The sequence below is a fragment of the Halorubrum sp. SD612 genome (genome assembly GCF_002135005.1).
The window spans coordinates 16,048-33,423 of the sequence record NZ_NEWI01000012.1 but is presented as its reverse complement, the minus strand read 5'-3'; the positions used below and the strand labels follow the sequence as shown (position 1 = coordinate 33,423).

Below are 17,376 nucleotides of genomic sequence, written 5' to 3'. Positions count from 1 at the left end.
CCCCCCGACGAACGTTCTCGGCGAGGAGTACTGTCCCTGCGGGTCGGAGAAGAGCGTGTAGGCTCCCGACGCCAGCGGCGGGAAGAGGAGAAACGAGAGGTCGGTCAGGTTCGTTATCTGAGTGACGAGCGCGATGAGCATCGGCACGAGCAACAGCGTCGTCAGGTGGAGCAGATTGCTCGTGTCCTCGGCCCACTGCCGGAGTTCCGCGAACTCCCGGCGTTCGATCCGACGTGCCCGTCGGCGAGCGGCGCCGAGTTTCGCTCGCAGCCTGTCCAGCATTACTCTTGCTTCGCTCGTGGCGGTCAAGAGCGTGGCGGAGCGTCCGACGCGAACGCCGAGCGTGACCCCGACGCGCGTCGGCGACGGAGGCGACGCGGACCGAGACGCCTCGATGGGGAACCGAGCTCGCCGGACGACGACCGCACGCAGCCGGCGGTACCAACCGTTAGGTTCCCGGAGGCGAACGGGGACGTATGACCGACGCGGACGACGCCGGCGATCCCAGCGAGTTCCGTGACCTCGACGACCTGCCGGACGACCCGACCGACCGGGAGTACGTGGAGCGAACGATCCGGCTCGCCAAGGAGGCGGTCGAGGCCGGAAACACCCCGTTCGGCGCCCTGCTCGTGGTCGACGGCGAGGTCGTCAGCGAGGCGCGCAACGAGACGCGGACCGAGGACGACGTGACGGCGCACCCGGAGCTGACGCTCGCGCGGTGGGCCGCGCGGGAGCTCGACGCCGACGAGCTCGCGGACTGTACCATGTACGCCAGCACGGAGCCGTGCCCGATGTGTTCGACCGCGATCCACTACGCGGGGATCGACCGGGTCGTCTTTGGCGTCGACGGCGAGACGCTCGGCGAGCTCTCCGGCGGCGTGGTGCCGATCCCCTGCGAGGAAGTGGTCCGGCGCGGCGGCGGGGAGACGAGCGTCGAGGGACCGATCGCCGTCGACGCCGCGATGGCCGTTCACCGCCCCTTCTTCGGCGAGTCGTGACGGCGGAGTCAGATGCGAGCGACGGCGGAAGCGGTGGTTCGCCGGCCGTCCTCTGCGTCGGGGCCGCCGCGATAGACGAGTGGTACGCGGTCAGCAACCTCCCGGAGCCGGACGGCGGCGCGTTCGCCCGGGAGGTCACGTCCGCGTTCGGCGGCGTGGGCGCGAACGTCGCGGTCGCGCTCGACCGCCTCGGCCGCGACGCGGGGCTCGTCAGCCGCGTCGGCGACGACGAGTACGGCCGGAGAGCCCTGGAGTACCTCGGCGAGACGGGCGTGGACGGGACGCACGTCGCGGTCGGCGACGACGCCCACACCCGGTCCTTGATCCTCCGCGACCCGGATGGGGAGCGCGCCATCGTCACCGCCGGCGAGAGCTTCCGCGGGCTCCGCCTCGACGGCGACGCGCTCGCCGCGATGGCCGACGCCGACGCGGTCTTCCTCACCGCCTACACGCCTGACAGCGTGGCGCGGCGGGCCCTCGACCGGGTTCGGTCGCTCCGCGAAGCCGCCGAATCAGGCGAGTCAGGGAGCGACCCGCCCGCGCTCGTCTTCGACCTCTCGGGATCCGTCGAGGAGCTAGTCGGGCGCGGCACGGAGCCGGCGACGGTCCACCGGTTTCTCCATGAGGCCGACCTGTTCGTCGCGGACGGCGTCGCCGCGCCGGCGTTCTTCGGGTCGGCGGACGCCGCGGTCAAGCGGGTCGCGAGCGCGCATACCCGAGCGGCCGAGTCGGCGCCCTCACCCGGGCCCGAGTCGCGGTCGCGGGGCGGCCCGACGTGGCCCCGCGCCGTCCTCACGCACGGCGCCGACGGGATGACGGCGATCGCGGGCGGCGAGGTGTCCGAGTTCGACGCGTTCGACGTCGAGACGGTCGACGCGACCGGCGCCGGCGACGCGTTCACCGCCGGGCTGATCGACCGGTGGATCGCTGGAGACCCCGCGGGGCCGTCCGCCGACCGTGACGGCGTCGCTGGCGGCGTCCGGTTCGCGGCCGCGATCGCCGCGATCAACTGTACGAGCCGGTTCACGCAGCCCGGGCTCCCGACGCGGAGCGAGGTCGAGGCGTTCCTCGCGGACCGCGGCGTCGACGTCGGCCGGTAGGGGGCCCTCCTCCCGATCACCGCGCCCTGCTCACCGAACCGCGTCGGCGGCGTCGACGAGGTCCGCGACGCGGTCGGCGTCGACCGGGGCGGTCGTCTCGCCGCCCCGTTTCAGCGCGGTGCCGACGATCGCGCCGTCGGCGACGTCGAGCAGGTCGGCGACCGTCTCCGGCGTGACGCCGCTGCCGACGAGGACGGGCGTGTCGAGGCCGTGGTACTCGCGCTCGGCGACGACCGACCCGAGGGCGTCGGTATCGACCGCCTCGCCGGTCCCCGGCCCGGAGGCGATCACGGCGTCGGCGAGGCCGCGCTCGGCGGTGTCGGCGAACGACTCGGCCGTGTACCCCGCGGGCGTCAGCGGGGCGGAGTGTTTCACGTCGGTGTCGGCGAAGACGCCGACGTCGACGCCGAGGCGGTCGCGCAGGCGGAGCGTCTCGTGGGCGCGCCCCTGGACGATCCCCTGGTCGGTGACGCGGGCGCCGGTGTGGACGTTCACCCGGACGAAGTCGGCGCCGACCGCGGCGGCGACCGAGAGGGCGGCCTCGGCGTCGTTCCGGAGGACGTTGACCCCGAGCGGGAGGTCCGTCTCGGCGGCGACCGCGGTCGCGGCGCGGGTCACGCCGGCGACGACGTGCGGCGGGACTTCGTCGGGGTAGAAGGGGGCGTCGCCGAAGTTCTCGATCACGATCCCGTCGACGCCGCCGCTGTCGAGCGCGCGCGCGTCGCTCGCGGCCCGGTCGACCGCCGCGCGCATCGCCTCGCGGCCGTCGTCGGGCGCGTTCGGGGCACCGGGAAGCGGCGGGAGGTGGACCATGCCGAGCAGCGGCGCAGCGGTGTCGAAGGTGGATTCGAACTCCATTCTCGGGGACGAGGAGGGCCTCGGACAAAAGCCTCCCCACAGCGTTTACGCCGCCGGCCACCTAGATCCGGTCGAGATGGGAATCGACGCGACGACGACCGGCGACGGCGACGTGACGCTCGTCTTCTCGCTCGGCGCCGCGCGGTCGCTCGCCGACCCGGCCGCGGCGTTCGCCGACGCGCGCCAGTGGAGCCGCCACGTCGGCATCGTCGCGAACGAGGCGGACCGGGTCGCGCAGTTCGCGGGCGACTACGGGATCGACAACGACTACGCGCTCACGAAGTGGGACAAGTGGGGGACCCTCGCGGACATCCGCGAGCAGAGCGCCGCCCCGCGGTGCGTGTTCGTCGGCACGACCCGCGCGGACGAGCGCGTCGCCACCGAGACGGGCTACGAGTTCTTGCGCGTCGACGAGGCCGCCGAAAAGGCCGGCTGGGAGCTCTCTGACCCGAGCGCGACCGGCGCGGACGGGGGCGCCACTGACGACGAGCGCGGGAGGGGGCGCCTCGGCCGGCTGCGGCGCGCGGTACGCGACGCGATCTCGCGGCTCCGGTGAGGCCTCGGTCCGCGCTTTTCGGTCGCCCGTCGTCCTCCGGGGTCGACCGCGGAAGGTACAAACCGTTCGTCGCCTAACGTGGGGTATGTCCTCACCGCTCGCGGACGAGCCGGTCGAACCGGCCGGCGACGACGCGGAGCCGCTCGACGGAGACGAGTGCGCCGACCACCTCGACGAACTGGGCGACGCGTGGGAGGTCGTCAACGACCACCACCTGGAGGCGAGCTACGAGTTCCCCGACTTCGAGACGGCGCTCGCGTTCACGAACGACGTGGGCGAGCTCGCCGAGGCGGAGTGGCACCACCCGGACATCTCGCTGTCGTGGGGCGAGGTCGGGATCGAGATGTGGAGCCACGAGGTCGGCGGCCTCACCCGCGCCGACTTCGTGATGGCGGCGCGGATGGACCGCCTGTACGCCGCCGACGGCGAGTGACCGCACCCGTCCTGACCTGACACATCAACAAACGGGTTTAAACCCCTCCCGGCGAAACGACGGGTAATGAGCGAGAACGTCTTCCTGGTCCCGATCGACCCGGAGAACTTCGACCGAACCGTCCGGTCCCCGGTCGATCTCACCGACTACCCCGATCGCCCCGAACCCCTCGCCGACCTCGACGAGACGCGCCTGTGGGCCGTCGACGACGACAGCGGCAACGGGTCGACGTTCGAGAAGATGGCGTCGGGCGACCTCCTGCTGTTCTACGCGGACGACGAGTACGTCGCGACCGGCCGCGTCGGCGAGGCGTTCGCGGACGAGGACCGCTGGGTGAGCGGGACCTTCTGGACCGCCTTCCCCACCACGCGGGTGTACACGGTCACCGACTTCGGCGCCGTCGCCGCGCCCAAGCGCGCAGTCAACCGGATCTTCGACTACTCGTCGTCGTACACGCCCGGCTTCATGCGCGTCGCCGACAGCCGCGTGACCGCCGACCTCTCGTCGATCGAGTCCGCGCTGGAACACTACACGAAACGGAACGCCTGAGCCCGGGCCGCACGCGACGCTCCGTCGCTCCTTCAGTTCTCGACCGAATCCGTGAGCGTCGCGTACGCCGGCTCGTACGCCGCCGCGATCCGGTCGGGATCGCCGCGGACGTCGCCGGACAGCGCCGGCAGCGAGACGGTCGCGAGCGGCTCGATCATCTCCGTCACCGCGTCGACGTGCTCCTCGCGGCTCCCCTCTCGCGGGCTCCCGGCCGCGACCGCGCGGGCCTTGGCGTAGCGGTCGCCGGCGTATAGCCGCGCGCGGCCGGGGTCGACGACGGCGACCGCGTCGGGCGCGACCGGCCCGTCGCGGGGAAGGGTCCCGGCCACGTCGGCGTACGACTCGACGACGACCGGGACTGGCGTCCGCGCGACGCGGTCCGCGAGCCGCTCGATCGCGGGGAGGTGCGCCTCGGCCATCACCTCGTTGAACGCCGGTACGTCGCGCACGCGAGTCGCCTCCGCGAGGGGGAGGCGGTCGGTCAGCGCGTCGGGGAACAGCCCCGCCTCCTCGGCCGCGCCGTTGACGACGAAGCGCGTGCCGGACGCGGTGGTGACGCGGTCGCAGAGGAACGTGCGCTCTGCGTCGCCGAGCATGCCCGTCCGTCCCGGCGTCGGTCGCCAGAGCCGGTGGACGGGGTTGATCGATTCCGGCGTGACCGCCGAGGGCGACGGGGAATCGTCGTCGGCCGCCGCGAGCGCGCGGGTGTTCGCGGCCGCGAGGGTGCGGGCGTCCTTCCCGTAGAGTCGGGCCGCGTCGGTCGCGATCAAATAGTCGTCGTGGTCGAACCAGAGGTCGTTGCCGGCCCGGGGTTTGACGCCGACCGCGTCGCCCGCGCGGTCGGCGAGGTGTGCGACCAGCCCCGCCGAGAAGGTTGTCTTGCCGGCGTCGACGCGCGCGCCGCCGGCGACGAGGTACGTCGGCGGGTCGGATCGGTCCCCGGTCACGCCGACTCGTCAAGTTCGTCGGAGTCAGCGTCCGACTCGGCGTCGGTGTCGGACGCCCCGCTGTGGTCCTCGTCCGTGGCGAGCCCGTAGTATCCCGGGCCGTCCTCGGTCAGGGGCTCGGCGACGACCATGTCGTCGGCGTGGACCATCACCCACGGGACGGCCCAGTCGACCAGCACGGCCTCGGTGTCGGGGTCGACCTCGGCGTCCGGTTCTAACCCCTGAAGCAGGCGACCGATCTCCGGGATCGTGTACATCTGGTCCGGCTCGAACAGCTCCGCGGGCTCGTAGAAGTCGCACGGGTAGGTGGCGTCGAACGCCGACTTCGGTTCGGGCATGCGCGAGCGTACGCGACGGCGTCCGTAAACGCTGCCGATACGGTTCGAACCTCATTCCGTGGGGTGGCGCGCGCCTTCGAGTGGCCGCCGAAGGCGGCCGCGAGGAGCGCGTGCGATGGAGTCGGCCGACTAGAGGGAGGCAGACGAGACTGGGGCGGTGAGAGGTGCGGTGCCGTGCGGGACGGGGCTCAAACGGGCAGCCGCGCTCGCCGAATCCCAGCGACGCAAGCACCGCAGGGAGTGAGCACGGCGGACGACCGCGGAGCGCGGCGAAGCTGTGGGAGTCGAGCGCGGCTGGGGCTTCGGAGGCGTTCGTCATTGCCTCGCCGGCGACCAGTCATGACTCACACCGCCTACGCGAACCCGTCGCTCACCGGGCAACACGCTGCGAAAAAATGCGGATCTCGACGCGCGTAACGCGTCCGGAGACGCGCTTACTCGAACAGCTCGACGGCCTGCTCGTAGCGGGTGGACGGCTCGTCCCAGTCGACGACCTCAAAGAAGTTGTCGACGAACTCGCCGCGAGCCGGGCCGTAGTCGTGGTAGTAGGAGTGCTCCCAGACGTCGAGCGCGAGGATCGGGTGACCGCCCCAGACCGCGCCCTCGTCGTGGTTGTCGACCACGACGTTGCGAAGCTGATTCGAGAACGTGTCGTACACCAGCAGGGCCCAGCCGCTCGCGCTGCCCGCGGCGGCTTCGAACTCGCCCTTCCAGGCCTCGTACGAGCCGAAGTCCTCCTCGATACGGTCGGCGAGGTCTCCTTCGGGCTCGTCGCCGCCCTCCGGCGACATGTTCTGCCAGAACAGGTCGTGGAGGATGTGGCCCGACGAGTTGTGGGTCACGTCGCGGATGGCCCCGGCCGACGAGGAGAAGTCGTGGTCCTCGCGGTTGGCCTCGAGCGTCTCCTCGGCGGAGTTCCAGCCGTTGACGTACCCCTGGTGGTGGGTGTCATGGTGCCATTCGAGCACCTGTTCGGAGATGTGCGGTTCCAGCGCGTCGTAATCGTACGGCAGCGGATCGAGTTCGTAACTCATGCTTGTATCACCTATCACGAACATGTGCCGGAAACCTGTTAAAGATAATGCGGCACGTGGTACCACGCGTCACTGGACGTGAGTGTTACCGGGCGTTTCAGGCCAGCAGCGATGTGATTGCGGTTCCGGCGGTCGAAAGCGCGAGACGAGAGACCGATCCGAATCGGCTGTCGAGAGAACCGAGTAACTGAATTCGGTTTCGCGGTCGCTCACTGATTCAATCCCGCACGAAACGCGCGCAGCGCGAGCTGCGCCGCGCGCCTACGGTGGGACTGGGATTCGAACCGATGTGAGACGGTCACCCTCCCTCCGCTCTGGCGCTGCGACTCACAGGCTTCGAATCCCGCACGAGACGCGCGCAGCGCGAGATGCGCCGCGCACCTACGGTGGGACTGGGATTCGAACCCAGGAAGCCGTGAGGCTACCTGCTTTCAAGGCAGGCGCAATGGGCCACTCTGCCATCCCACCACACGTGACTGCTCGGCGTCGGACGACTAAGTGGTGTCGGATCCGACGCACCGGGCCCCGCCGCCGCGCACGAGACGCTCAGTCCCGAACCAATCGTTGCTCGCCGTCCTCGACGACCACGTCCAATCCCTTCTCGTGGACGAACGCGGCCGTGTAGTCCGGCACGACGCGCTCCGCGGCGAACCGCGCGCGGAGCATCGGGACCACGTCGAGGAGGTCCGCCCCGGTCTCCAGCGAGGGGGACGGCTCGACGAAGTCCACGGAGCGGTCGGCGTCGCGGCCGCGCTCCGCGAGCGTCGGCAGCGCGGGCGCCTCGAAAGCGCCGTCGAAGTCGATCGGTTCCGTGAACCCGGCGTAGTACGCCCGGCCGTCCGTCGAGGGCCCGAGGACCACTTCGGTCGTCCGGAGCTTCATCGCCGCGGAGTCGACGCTCGTCCGCGAGAGCAACGGCGCGGTCGGGGTGACGACCGCGACGGAGTCGGCGCCCTCCTCGCGCAAAAGGTGGGTGACGGTGTTGCCGGCGCGCGCGCCGAACGACGAACCGACCTGCCGCTCGAAGCGGACCTCGTCGGTGCCGCCGAGGGTGTCCGCGACGAGCGTCCGCAGCTCCGCCTCCGGACTCGTCTCCGTCCGGTGCTCGGCGGGGAGGTCCTCGTCGTTGGGATAGTTGACGAGGAGCTCGCCGCCGGAGCGGTCGACCGCGAGGACGGCGTCACGGAATTGCGCCTCGTAGAGGTCAGCCGCCTCGGCGGCCGACAGCGGCGTCGACTCGGCGATCGCGGTTCCGACGAGCCCCTCGCGGGGCGGATTCGCCAGCAGGACGACGACGGTCATACGCGATCGCGGCGCGGGAGCGCCTTCAAGTCGCCGTTTCGGTCCGAGGAAGGGGAGCCCGGACGCGCGGACCGATCTGGGAGATGCGGCGGTCGGTCAAGAGAAGTCGCGGCGCATCGCGATCTCGAACCACGGGCAGAGGCGGAGCTGCCGGTACAGCTCGGGGTTCTCGTGGAGGTGGTCGTAGTCGGCCCACAGCATCCCGCCGATCTCGTCGTCGTCCGGGTCCAAGGCGGTGTCGTCGAGGGTCACCTTCAGCACCGCACACACCTCCCACTCGACGCCCTCGTTCGGGTAGTAGCGCTTGTACTCGAACTTGTCCGTCACCCGGAGGTCGTCGTACTGGTCGGGCGAGATGCCCAGCTCCTCTTCGAGGCGCTGCTCGGTAGCGTCCTCCTGAGATTGTCCCTCGACGGGGTGGGAGGCGACCGTGCCGTCCCAGTGGCCGTCCCAGAGGCGCTTGTTCGGCGCGCGCTGGGCCAGCAGGATCCGGCCGTCCCGGTCGAAGACCAGGCAGGTGAACGCGCGGTGGCGGATCCCGTCGCCGGTGTGCGCGTCGAGTCGGTTCACCGTTCCCTGCGCGACGTCGTCCGGGTCGACGGCGATGACGTCCTGAAGCGCGTTCTCGTGGTCGGTGTCGCTCGCCTCGCCGGTCGCGTCGTCGCCGGCGGGATCCCCCGGCGCGGCCGCGTCTTCGGAACTCATGCGCGGTACGTCGCAGACCAAGGCTAATAAGGGTTCGATACGACGGTCGCCTCGCCGCGCCGGTCGTTCCGCTTTGGCCCGCCATCCGCCGATGCTACCGCCCGCCGCCCGGGGGCGCTTCGACGCTCTTAACCGCGTCCCGGCGCTACTAGCCGCGGATGAGTGACCCGGCGCTCGACGTCGTCGAGTTCGTGTTGACGACGCACTTCTACACGCAGAACCGCGACCTCGACGAGAACGACCTGCCCCCGCGGTTCCGACAGGTGTTCTGGTCGGCCGACGCCGCCGAGGACGCCCCCGGCGGCGTGGAGCGACCGCTGAAGGCGACCGACGAGGCCACCCGCACCGCGACGGGCGTCGAGCGACCCTGGGACGCGGTCTCCGACCTCCTCTTCACCCAACGCACGGAGTTCTCCGGCGAGATATCGCTGACGCAGCCCGGAATGGGACTGGAGTGGTACCGCGACCACGCCGACGACGACCGGATCGCCGGGAACCCGACGCTCGTCGCCGCCTTGGAGGCCGCGGACGACCTCGATGCGCCGGTGACGCGCGAGGCGGCGAGAGACGACGTGCGGCCGGTCCAAGCCGACCGCGTCTGGATCGACGCGCTGCTCTCGCAGTACTTCGACGAGGACGAGGACGGGGAGATGCTCGACCTCGTCAACGTCCGCGCGCCCGAGGAGATCGAGACGACGCTGGCGGACCTCGTCCTGACCGGCGACCAGGAGGGCGAGATCCAGAAGATCGTCAAGGCGATCGAACACCGCGAGTACCTCGCGGAGATCGGCCTCCGCGAGATCGGAAAGCTGCTGTTCGTCGGCCCGCCCGGCACCGGAAAGACCACCGTGTCGCGCGCGCTCGCTCACGAGCTCGGGCTCCCGTTCGTCGAGGTGAAGCTCTCGATGATCACGAGCCAGTACCTCGGCGAGACGTCGAAGAACGTCGAGAAGAGCTTCGAGGTGGCCAAGCGGCTCTCGCCGTGTATCCTCTTCATCGACGAGTTCGACTCGGTGGCGAAGACGCGCCGCTCGGACGAGCACGCCGCCCTGAAGCGCGCGGTGAACACCCTGCTGAAGTCGATCGACGAGGTGTCGCTGGTCCGCGACGAGGTCCTCCTCATCGGCGCGACGAACCACCCGGACCAGCTTGACGCCGCCGCGTGGCGCCGCTTCGACGAGATCGTCAACTTCCCCAAGCCGGACCGCGACATGCGCGCGGACATCCTCCGCGTGGTGACCAAGGAGATGAAGATCGCGGACTTCGACCCCGAGGAGGTCGCCGACCGGACCACCGGCCTCACCGGGTCCGACCTCCGGATGGTGCTCCGCGAGGCCGTCCTCGGCGCGCTCACGGAGGACCGGATGACGATCACGCAGGCGGACGTGATGGAGGCGGTCGAGGACTTCGAGGAGCGCGACAACCTCAAGAACATGGACATGATCGACGGGGAGGGCGCCGAAGTCCTCGGCGAGACGGGGTCGAACGACGCCCACGACCACGCGGATCACGACCACGATCACGCCGACGAGGGGTCACCCGACCCGGCCCGCGGCGCCGAGCCGCAGGGACGGACGCAGGACTGACGCGTCGGCTTCGGTTCTGCGGTCGAGTATAAACGCCGAGTTCGCGGCGACTCAGCGCCGAACGCCGGCGACCGTATAGCCGAACCCGCGATCGACGATCCGCGGGTCGAGGCCGGCGTCGTCCATCGCGGCCGCGAGGTCGTCCGGCGCGCGGAACCGCGACTCCATCCCGATCGCGCGTTCGCCGACGGCGAGGAGCCGTCCGAGCGGGTGGTCCGGATCGAACTCCCGGACGACGAGCGCGCCGCCGGGCACGAGCGCGCGGGCCGTCTCCGCGAGCGCGGCGTCCTGATCGGGCAGGTGGTGGAACGCGTCGACGACCGTGACCGCGTCGACGCTGGCGTCCCGGAACGGCAGTCGCCCCGCGTCGCCGGCGAGGCCAGAGAGTCCGCGGACGCGCCGCGCCCGTGAGAGCATCTCGACGGAGGCGTCGACGACCGTGATGTCGGGACCGGTCAGCGCGGCCGCCGCCCGTCCGGACCCGCCGCCGACGTCGAGGAGGCGCTCGATCGGACACTCGGCGTGGGCGAGCCCCGCGGCGAGCGCCTCGCCGTCCGCCGGCGGCATCGCGAGGTCGTACAGCGGCGCTACCCGGTCGAAGAAGCCCACGTCGCCGAGTCCGTACATGAGCGGAATGAGCCCGGCGACGGATAAAGAGCCACCGACCGTGTTTAACCGCTCGACGCCGTACGACGACCCATGGAGTACGCGCTCGTCTGTCCCCCGGACGAGGGGACCACCCTGCGGCTCGATTACCGGGCCTTCGCGTACGCCGGGAAGTTCGTCGTCGGCGGGCCGGGGAAGTCGGTGATCCGGACGCCGGACGGGAGCCCGGCCGCGCCGGAGTGGGAGCCCGACGAACCGCTACCGGAAACGGTCAACCGCGACGCGTTCGACGAGGACGTGATCGCCGCCGTCTCATTCTCCGCGGACCGCACCGACCCCTCCTGCTGTCGACTCCGTTACGTCACCGTCCACGCCGCGCGGCGCGGCGAGGGGATCGGCCCGCGGCTCATCGGTGAGACCGTCGCCGACCTGTCCGCCGCCGGCTTCGAGCGCGTGAAGATCGCCGTGAACAACCCGTTCGCGTACGAGGCGTGCCACAAGTGCGGCTTCGCGTACACGGGGGAGCAGACGGGTATCGCCGAGTTGGAGCTGGCGCGACCGGCGGCGGCGCCCGCGGACGCAGAGCCAGAGCGGTACCGCGAGGGGCTGGAAGCGTTTCGCGAGACTGACGGGGAACTGAGTCGAGCGGAGCGCCGATTCGTCGCCGAGCGGCTGAAGCGCGGGCCTCCGGAACTCGACCGGAGCCCGCGTGACGGCGGCTAGTTGAGCGCCCAGATCGCGTAATTGAGCGCGGTCGCGAAGCAGACCCACGCGAGGTAGGGGAAGAGAAGCGCCGCCGCGCGCCGGTCGACGCGGTCGAACGCCAAGACCGTCGCGACGACCAAGGGGAGGAGGACGGCGAGGACGACGAGCCCGAGGTCGGGGCGTTCGAGCCCCCAGAAGACCGGCGACCACGTGACGTTCAGGACGAGCTGGATCCCGAACAGCGCGAGCGCCGTTCGTACGCGCCCCGCCGACGCCGCACCGTCGCGTCCGGCGAGAGAGACGAGGGCGGCCGCGGCGCCGCACAGCGCGTACAGGATCGGCCAGACGACGCCGAACGCCCAGCCGGGCGGGTAGAAGGCGGGCAGCTCCAGCGCCGCGAACCACGCGCTCTGTGTCGTGGTGAAGGGGACGCCGAGCGCGCCGATCAGGTTGACGGCGACCGCCGCGCCGGCGATGCGGAGGGCGTCGCGTCGGTCCGGAAGCCGAGAGGTCGCGGTCGTCGCCATGGGCGTTCTCGACCCCGCTCGGGCTTAAATCCCGCTCAGATCGCGTCGTAGTCCTCCCGGAACGTCTCCAGCGTGGCCGCGAGCACGCCGATCACGATGGGGCCGACGAAGAGCCCGGTGAACCCGACCGAGTAGATGCCGCCGAACACGCCGAGGAGGATGACCGCGGGGTTGAGGTGCGCCTGCTGGTCGATGACGAGCGGTCGGGCGTAGTTGTCAACCATCGCGATCACCGCGACGCCGTAGACGGCGAGGAACACGCCCGCGGTCACTTGATCGATGATCACGAGGTATGCGGCCGCCGGCCCCCACACGAAGAAGGCCCCGATGAGGGGTAAAAGCGCCAGCACCGCCATCACGAACGTCCAGAACACCACGTTGGGGATGCCGGCGGCCCACAGGCCGAGCCCGGCGACCAGTGCTTGGAGCAGCGCGACCGAGATGTGGCCGATGACGACCCCCCGAGTCATCACGTTGACGCGGTCGACGAGGTCGGCTGTGACCTCCGCCGGCAGCGGGCTCGTCTCTCGGATCCACCCGACGAACGCCGGACCGTCGATAAGGGTGTAGTACACCAGAAAGAGCGCGAGCGACAGGCCGACCGACGCTCGGATCGCCGTGTTCAAAACACCGCTAAACCCGCCGAACAGCGTCTGGACGAGTAGTTCGCCGCCGGTCTGGAGGAGATCGCCGATCTCGGGGTCCTGTCCCGTGAGCGTCGCGATTTCGGCTTCGATCGCGGCCACGTTTATCGACGTCTCGCCCGCCGCGATCGCGGTGAGGTCGCGGACGAACACCAACGTGATGTACGCAAGCGGCAAGATCACGGGGACGATGGCGGAGAGGATGAGCGTCAACGCTGACAGCATCTCGCCGAACCGCGTCGAGACGCGACGGCGGAGCCGGCGCGTGAGCCGCCGGTGGAAGGGGTAGAGGATGAACGCGAGGATCGCCGACGCGATCACGTACTCGACGAACGGGAGGATGACGAAGAGCGTGAGAAGCGAGACCGCTCCCATGAGCAGGAGGAGGAACGATTGCCCGCGGTTCATACGCCACGGTGTCCCCCGCGGATTATAAACGTGCCCGGCAGGCGGACGCGGTCGGCGGGTCTGCCGGCGAACGTGAGAGCGAAGGCGGATCTACCGACCGACCGTGACGGCGATCAGGCGCTCGCTTCGTCTTCGTCGAGGCCGGGCGCGGTCGCCGGGTCTACCTCCTCTGGCTCCTCTGCGCCGCCGCCCACGACCGTCTCGCCGTCGTCGGTCTCGACGTACACGTCGTCGGCGAAGCCGGCTAGCGCGTTCTCGTACTCCGGCTCGTCGAGCTTCCCCGGCGTCTCGGGGGCCTCGGCGAGACCCTCGGGCGGGCGGAACTCGCCCAGCGGGTCGTCGATGGTGATCCCGAAGTCGGTGAAGAAGGACTCGTACCGGCGGTAGTGCGCCTCGAGCTCGTCGCCCGGGATCTCCATCATCTCCGTCCAGCCGTGGTTGAAGAAGTCGAAGTTCGCCTGAACGTGGGTGATCTCGCGGGCCTCGGCCTCCGGGAACCCGGCCTCCAAAGCGGCGACGTAGGTGTCCATCGTCGCGTCGAAGAAGCTGTCGAGGTGATCGCGGCGCTCCTCGCGCCGGTCCTCGTCCGCCTTGTTGAGGAAGATGCTCGTGTGGAGGTCGACGAGCTTGTCGTTGGCGACGTCGCCGACGACCGGCGTGGTCAGCGCCTTCTTGGCGGCCCAGTGACGGATGTTCTGCCGGATTTTCATATCCACGATTGGGCCGGGACGCTCTTGAATGTGTGGCGTCTCATCGGGTCGAAGCGCGACCCGGCAACCGTTTCAGCTCTCGCCGAGCGCGTACACGTCACCCGCATGGGTCGCCGCGAGGACGACGCCGTCGACGACGGTCGGGGCGGCGCGGACGCCCTGGAGGAGGACGTCGGTGTAAGAGCGCTCGCGACTCCGGAAGGACCACCGCTCTGTCCCGTCTTCGACCGCGATCGCGCGGACGGTCCGACCGTCGCCGAGGTACGCGACCCCGTCCGCGACCATCGGCGCGGTCGCGCCGGCGATCTCTTCGTCGCTCCACAGGCGCTCGCCGCCGTCGCCGACGGCGACGAGGCCGAGTTCGGTCGGAACAACCGCTCTGTCGGCCGTGACGGCGACCGATCGCCGGACGGGCCCCGGGAGGTCGTCAGTCCGTTCAACGCTTCCGTCGCCGAGGTCGAGCGCGTACAGGGTCCCGGCCCGCGTTCCGATCAGGACGCGGCCGTCGGCGACGGTCGGCGTCGCGGTCGCGTCGCCGTCGACGTCGGTCGTCCACAGTTCCGCTCCCGAGGCGGCGTCGTAGGCGACGACACGAGGACCGCCCGCGCCGTAGACGACAGTTCCGTCGGCGACGGCGGGCGCGGAAGCGTACTCAGCGAGGTCGTTGCGCCACCGTTCGGTCCCGTCGCGGTCGAACGCCGCGACGGTCTGCGTCTCGTAGCCGCCTCCCACGAACACGCCGTCGGTGGTCACGGTCGGCGCCGTCGTGATCTCCGCGTCGGTCAGCCGCCGCCACCGCACCTCGCCGCTCTCGGCGTCGACGGCCGCCAGTCCGCGGTCTGTCTCGCCTCCGCCGTTCCACACCGTCACGTATGCGATGCCGTCGCGAACCGCCGGCGTCGACGACCCGTCGTGACCGACCTCCGTCGACCACTGTACCTCGCCGGTCGCGAGACCGAGACGAAACAAGGTCCCCGAGAACGAGACGTACACCCGATCGCCCACGACGACCGGCTGTGAGTGGTCGTACCGGTACGGCGTCCGGCGCCAGAACACGTCGACATCGTCTTTCGGTCCCGCCTCCTCGCAGTGTCCTCCGTGCGCCGGTCCCCACTGGAACTGCGGGCGTGCGCCGTCCTCGGCGCCGTTCGTCTCGACCTCCCGGTTCAGTTCGGGGTCCGGGCGGTCGCTGTCCGATCGCTCGTCGTCGCCGCCGCGCACGTTGTCGAGACAGCCACCAACTCCGACGAACCCACCGACCGCCAAGGTGGAGAGGGCAGTTCGTCTGTTCACGCCGCAACGTCCCCGAGAGCGTTATAAGTGCCTTCTGTCGCCGGCGGGGTCGAGGCTTCCGTGGTCGGAATTATTATTGTGTGTGGAGCGCAATACTAAGCCGACCATGGACGACGCTGACGACTGGGCGGCGCAGGTGGAGGCGCAGCGGGAGGCGAAGACCGAGCAGTTCCGGGACTCGGCGCGGTCGCCGCTACCGGTGTCGATGCGGGGCGACGCGTTCCCCGGGCTGGCGTACTTCGACCCGGACCCGGCGTTCCGGTTCCACCTCACGCTTCACGAACACGACGAGAAGGAGACCGTCACCGTCGAGACGACCGCCGACGGCGAGCAGACGTACAGCCGCTGGGGCGAGTTCCGCTTCGAGGTCGACGGCGAGCAGGCGACGCTTCAGGCGTACCGACCGGCCGACGGCGCGGACCGGTTCTGGGTGCCGTTCCGCGACGCGACCAGCGGCGAGGAGACGTACGGCGCCGGTCGCTACCTCGATCTGGAGCCCGACCGCGACCGCGTCGACGGCGAGTGGATCGTGGACTTCAACCTGGCGTACAACCCGACGTGCGCGTACAACCACGCCTACGAGTGCCCGCTCGTACCGACGGAGAACTGGCTCGACGTCGCGATCGAGGCCGGCGAGAAGGACTTCCCCGCGGAGCCGGCGGGCGCCGACCACTGACCGGGACGCGACTTTTTCTGCGGGCGTCCGCGATCGACCGCCCTCCCCCCGTCGCGAGAAGGCCCCGAGTACGGCGTTTCCGGCGGGCGTGCGTCTCGGCCGCACAGTGGCGGGCGCGGATGACAACCCACATTAACCATGAATCCGAACGCCCGCCTATGAGCGATTCGTACGTGATCATCGGTGACGGTATCGCGGGCGCGTCCGCGGCCGAGACGCTCCACGAGGAAGCGCCCGACGCCGAGATCACGGTTCTCACGGACGAGGGTGAGTCCCTCTACAACCGGATTCTGATCAAGGAGTACGCGAAGGGGAAGCTCCCGGAGGCCCCGATATCGATCCACCAGGAGGACTGGTACGACGACCACGACGTCGACCTCCGGCTCAACACCGTGGTCGTCGACATCGACGTCGAGGCGGACGCGGTCCGCACCCACGAGGGCGAGACGTTCGAGTACGATTCCCTCCTGCTGGCCGTCGGCGGCACGCCCCAGCAGCTCCCGGTCGAGAACGCCGACGCGGAGGGGATCCACCACTTCTGGACGTTCCAAGACGCCCGCAACATCAAAGAGAGCGTCGAGGGCGCCGAGAAGGGCGTGATCGTCGGCGCCGGGCTGCTCGGCATCGACTTCGCGGCGATCTGCGGCGCGCAGGACGTCGAGGCGAAGTACCTGATGCGCGGCGACAACTGGTGGCGCTACGCGCTCTCGGAGGAGGGCGCCGAGATCATGCACGAGGCGATGCGCGAGCGCGGCGTCGAGCCGGTCTTCGGGTCCGGCGTCGACCACTTCGAGGTCGACGACGACGGCCACGTCCAGGCCGCGGTCGACCCGAACGGCGAGCGCTACGAGTGCGACTTCGCGGGCGTCGCCATCGGGCTGAACTTCAACACGGAGCTCGTCGAGGACACGCCGCTGGAGCTCGACGACGGCATCGTCGTCGACGAGTTCATGCGAACCAACGTCGACAACGTGTACGCCGCGGGCGACATCACGACGTTCAACGACCTCATCCTCGGCGAGCGCGCGAAGAACGGCTCGTGGGGGTCCGCGAAAGAGCAGGGGACGATCGCCGCCCGGAGCATGGTCGACTACGGCGCCGAGGAGTTCGAGTGGGTCTCCTCGTACTCGATCACGCACTTCGACTTCCCGTTCCTCTCGTTCGGCCACCCGACGCTCGGCGACGACTCCGTGGAGGCGACCACCGGCGAGAACGAGTGGCGCCGCGTCGCGCTGAAGGACGGGAAGGTCGTGGGCGGCGTGCTCATCGGCGACCTCTCGCCGCAGTCCGCCTTCAAGCAGCTGATGCGCGAGGGGCGCGACGTGAGCGGGCAGACCGACCTCCTCATGGAGCCCGGGTTCTCAGTCGACGACCTGGCGGCGACGACGGAGCAGTAGACCG

Annotated in this window: 21 protein-coding genes and 1 tRNA gene; 9 read left to right on the top strand and 13 right to left on the bottom strand. The window is 70.3% G+C overall.

Annotation, left to right across the window (positions count from 1 at the left end; translation table 11 throughout):
* A partial coding sequence (locus tag B9G38_RS02710) for an HPP family protein (protein WP_143415348.1) occupies positions 1 to 282 on the bottom strand: 282 nt, incomplete at its 3' end.
* A 194-nt stretch (positions 283 to 476) separates the two neighbouring features.
* Between B9G38_RS02710 and B9G38_RS02705 the strand changes: the two genes are divergently transcribed.
* Both B9G38_RS02705 and B9G38_RS02700 read left to right on the top strand, forming a co-directional pair.
* Complete coding sequence (locus tag B9G38_RS02705; RefSeq protein WP_049929764.1) at positions 477 to 998, top strand: nucleoside deaminase; 522 nt, start codon at positions 477 to 479, stop codon at positions 996 to 998.
* Entirely contained in the window at positions 995 to 2,098 is a 1,104-nt protein-coding gene (locus tag B9G38_RS02700) for a carbohydrate kinase family protein (RefSeq protein ID WP_086219385.1), read from the top strand. Before B9G38_RS02705 ends, B9G38_RS02700 begins: the two co-directional genes overlap by 4 nt.
* Positions 2,099 to 2,128: 30 nt before the next feature.
* Here B9G38_RS02700 and B9G38_RS02695 read toward each other — a convergent pair whose 3' ends face one another.
* Entirely contained in the window at positions 2,129 to 2,956 is an 828-nt protein-coding gene (locus tag B9G38_RS02695; RefSeq protein WP_086219384.1) for a BtpA/SgcQ family protein, read from the bottom strand.
* A gap of 76 nt (positions 2,957 to 3,032) precedes the next feature.
* On the opposite strand from B9G38_RS02695, the gene B9G38_RS02690 reads away from it, so the two are divergent.
* From B9G38_RS02690 to B9G38_RS02680, 3 genes are all read left to right on the top strand, one after another.
* Positions 3,033 to 3,512 (top strand): hypothetical protein, encoded by a 480-nt coding sequence (locus tag B9G38_RS02690; RefSeq protein ID WP_086219383.1) that lies wholly within the window; start codon positions 3,033 to 3,035, stop codon positions 3,510 to 3,512.
* 85 nt (positions 3,513 to 3,597) lie between these two features.
* Positions 3,598 to 3,945, top strand: coding sequence for a 4a-hydroxytetrahydrobiopterin dehydratase (locus B9G38_RS02685; protein WP_049929769.1), 348 nt, complete (start codon positions 3,598 to 3,600; stop codon positions 3,943 to 3,945).
* A 66-nt stretch (positions 3,946 to 4,011) separates the two neighbouring features.
* The gene (locus B9G38_RS02680) at positions 4,012 to 4,494 is read left to right on the top strand and encodes a hypothetical protein (RefSeq protein ID WP_049929771.1); all 483 of its coding nucleotides are present in this window, start codon (positions 4,012 to 4,014) and stop codon (positions 4,492 to 4,494) included.
* 32 nt (positions 4,495 to 4,526) lie between these two features.
* Here the strand turns inward: B9G38_RS02680 and B9G38_RS02675 are convergent, their stop codons facing one another.
* From B9G38_RS02675 to idi, 6 genes are all read right to left on the bottom strand, one after another.
* Positions 4,527 to 5,441 carry an ATPase gene (locus B9G38_RS02675; RefSeq protein ID WP_086216551.1) on the bottom strand — a complete coding sequence of 305 codons (915 nt, stop codon included), beginning with the start codon at positions 5,439 to 5,441 and terminating at the stop codon, positions 4,527 to 4,529.
* Positions 5,438 to 5,779, bottom strand: a complete 342-nt coding sequence (locus B9G38_RS02670) for a DUF5827 family protein (RefSeq protein ID WP_049929775.1) — start codon at positions 5,777 to 5,779, stop codon at positions 5,438 to 5,440. The genes B9G38_RS02675 and B9G38_RS02670 overlap by 4 nt, the downstream gene beginning before the upstream one ends.
* Before the next feature lie 434 nt (positions 5,780 to 6,213).
* Positions 6,214 to 6,813: a superoxide dismutase gene (sod, locus tag B9G38_RS02665; RefSeq protein ID WP_049929776.1), complete on the bottom strand. Its 600-nt coding sequence runs from the start codon at positions 6,811 to 6,813 to the stop codon at positions 6,214 to 6,216.
* Positions 6,814 to 7,197: 384 nt separating this feature from the next.
* Positions 7,198 to 7,281: transfer RNA gene (locus tag B9G38_RS02660), tRNA-Ser, on the bottom strand.
* Between the two features lie 78 nt (positions 7,282 to 7,359).
* On the bottom strand, positions 7,360 to 8,115 hold the full coding sequence (locus tag B9G38_RS02655; RefSeq protein ID WP_086216549.1) for a DUF2064 domain-containing protein: 756 nt from the start codon (positions 8,113 to 8,115) through the stop codon (positions 7,360 to 7,362).
* 96 nt (positions 8,116 to 8,211) lie between these two features.
* Positions 8,212 to 8,820, bottom strand: coding sequence for an isopentenyl-diphosphate Delta-isomerase (gene idi / locus B9G38_RS02650; RefSeq protein ID WP_049929779.1), 609 nt, complete (start codon positions 8,818 to 8,820; stop codon positions 8,212 to 8,214).
* Positions 8,821 to 8,978: 158 nt separating this feature from the next.
* Here idi and B9G38_RS02645 point away from each other — a divergent pair, with 158 nt between their 5' ends.
* Positions 8,979 to 10,406 carry an ATP-binding protein gene (locus B9G38_RS02645; protein ID WP_086216548.1) on the top strand — a complete coding sequence of 476 codons (1,428 nt, stop codon included), beginning with the start codon at positions 8,979 to 8,981 and terminating at the stop codon, positions 10,404 to 10,406.
* A 51-nt stretch (positions 10,407 to 10,457) separates the two neighbouring features.
* Here the strand turns inward: B9G38_RS02645 and B9G38_RS02640 are convergent, their stop codons facing one another.
* The gene (locus B9G38_RS02640) at positions 10,458 to 11,033 is read right to left on the bottom strand and encodes a class I SAM-dependent methyltransferase (RefSeq protein ID WP_049929783.1); all 576 of its coding nucleotides are present in this window, start codon (positions 11,031 to 11,033) and stop codon (positions 10,458 to 10,460) included.
* Positions 11,034 to 11,105: 72 nt separating this feature from the next.
* Here B9G38_RS02640 and B9G38_RS02635 point away from each other — a divergent pair, with 72 nt between their 5' ends.
* The gene (locus B9G38_RS02635; protein WP_086216547.1) at positions 11,106 to 11,735 is read left to right on the top strand and encodes a GNAT family N-acetyltransferase; all 630 of its coding nucleotides are present in this window, start codon (positions 11,106 to 11,108) and stop codon (positions 11,733 to 11,735) included.
* Here the strand turns inward: B9G38_RS02635 and B9G38_RS02630 are convergent.
* The 4 genes from B9G38_RS02630 to B9G38_RS02615 all read right to left on the bottom strand — a co-directional run bounded on the left by B9G38_RS02630 (position 11,732) and on the right by B9G38_RS02615 (position 15,299).
* Complete coding sequence (locus tag B9G38_RS02630; protein WP_086216546.1) at positions 11,732 to 12,244, bottom strand: TspO/MBR family protein; 513 nt, start codon at positions 12,242 to 12,244, stop codon at positions 11,732 to 11,734. The two genes, B9G38_RS02635 and B9G38_RS02630, sit on opposite strands and share 4 nt — an antisense overlap.
* A 35-nt stretch (positions 12,245 to 12,279) precedes the next feature.
* Positions 12,280 to 13,296, bottom strand: a complete 1,017-nt coding sequence (locus tag B9G38_RS02625) for an AI-2E family transporter (protein ID WP_086219382.1) — start codon at positions 13,294 to 13,296, stop codon at positions 12,280 to 12,282.
* Positions 13,297 to 13,409: 113 nt separating this feature from the next.
* Complete coding sequence (locus B9G38_RS02620; RefSeq protein ID WP_049929791.1) at positions 13,410 to 14,006, bottom strand: DUF6149 family protein; 597 nt, start codon at positions 14,004 to 14,006, stop codon at positions 13,410 to 13,412.
* A 72-nt stretch (positions 14,007 to 14,078) separates the two neighbouring features.
* On the bottom strand, positions 14,079 to 15,299 hold the full coding sequence (locus tag B9G38_RS02615; protein WP_233127150.1) for a PQQ-binding-like beta-propeller repeat protein: 1,221 nt from the start codon (positions 15,297 to 15,299) through the stop codon (positions 14,079 to 14,081).
* 106 nt (positions 15,300 to 15,405) lie between these two features.
* Between B9G38_RS02615 and B9G38_RS02610 the strand changes: the two genes are divergently transcribed.
* Positions 15,406 to 15,975 (top strand): DUF1684 domain-containing protein, encoded by a 570-nt coding sequence (locus B9G38_RS02610; protein WP_086219381.1) that lies wholly within the window; start codon positions 15,406 to 15,408, stop codon positions 15,973 to 15,975.
* Positions 15,976 to 16,133: 158 nt separating this feature from the next.
* Positions 16,134 to 17,372 carry an NAD(P)/FAD-dependent oxidoreductase gene (locus B9G38_RS02605; RefSeq protein WP_086219380.1) on the top strand — a complete coding sequence of 413 codons (1,239 nt, stop codon included), beginning with the start codon at positions 16,134 to 16,136 and terminating at the stop codon, positions 17,370 to 17,372.
* Positions 17,373 to 17,376 lie beyond the last annotated feature (4 nt).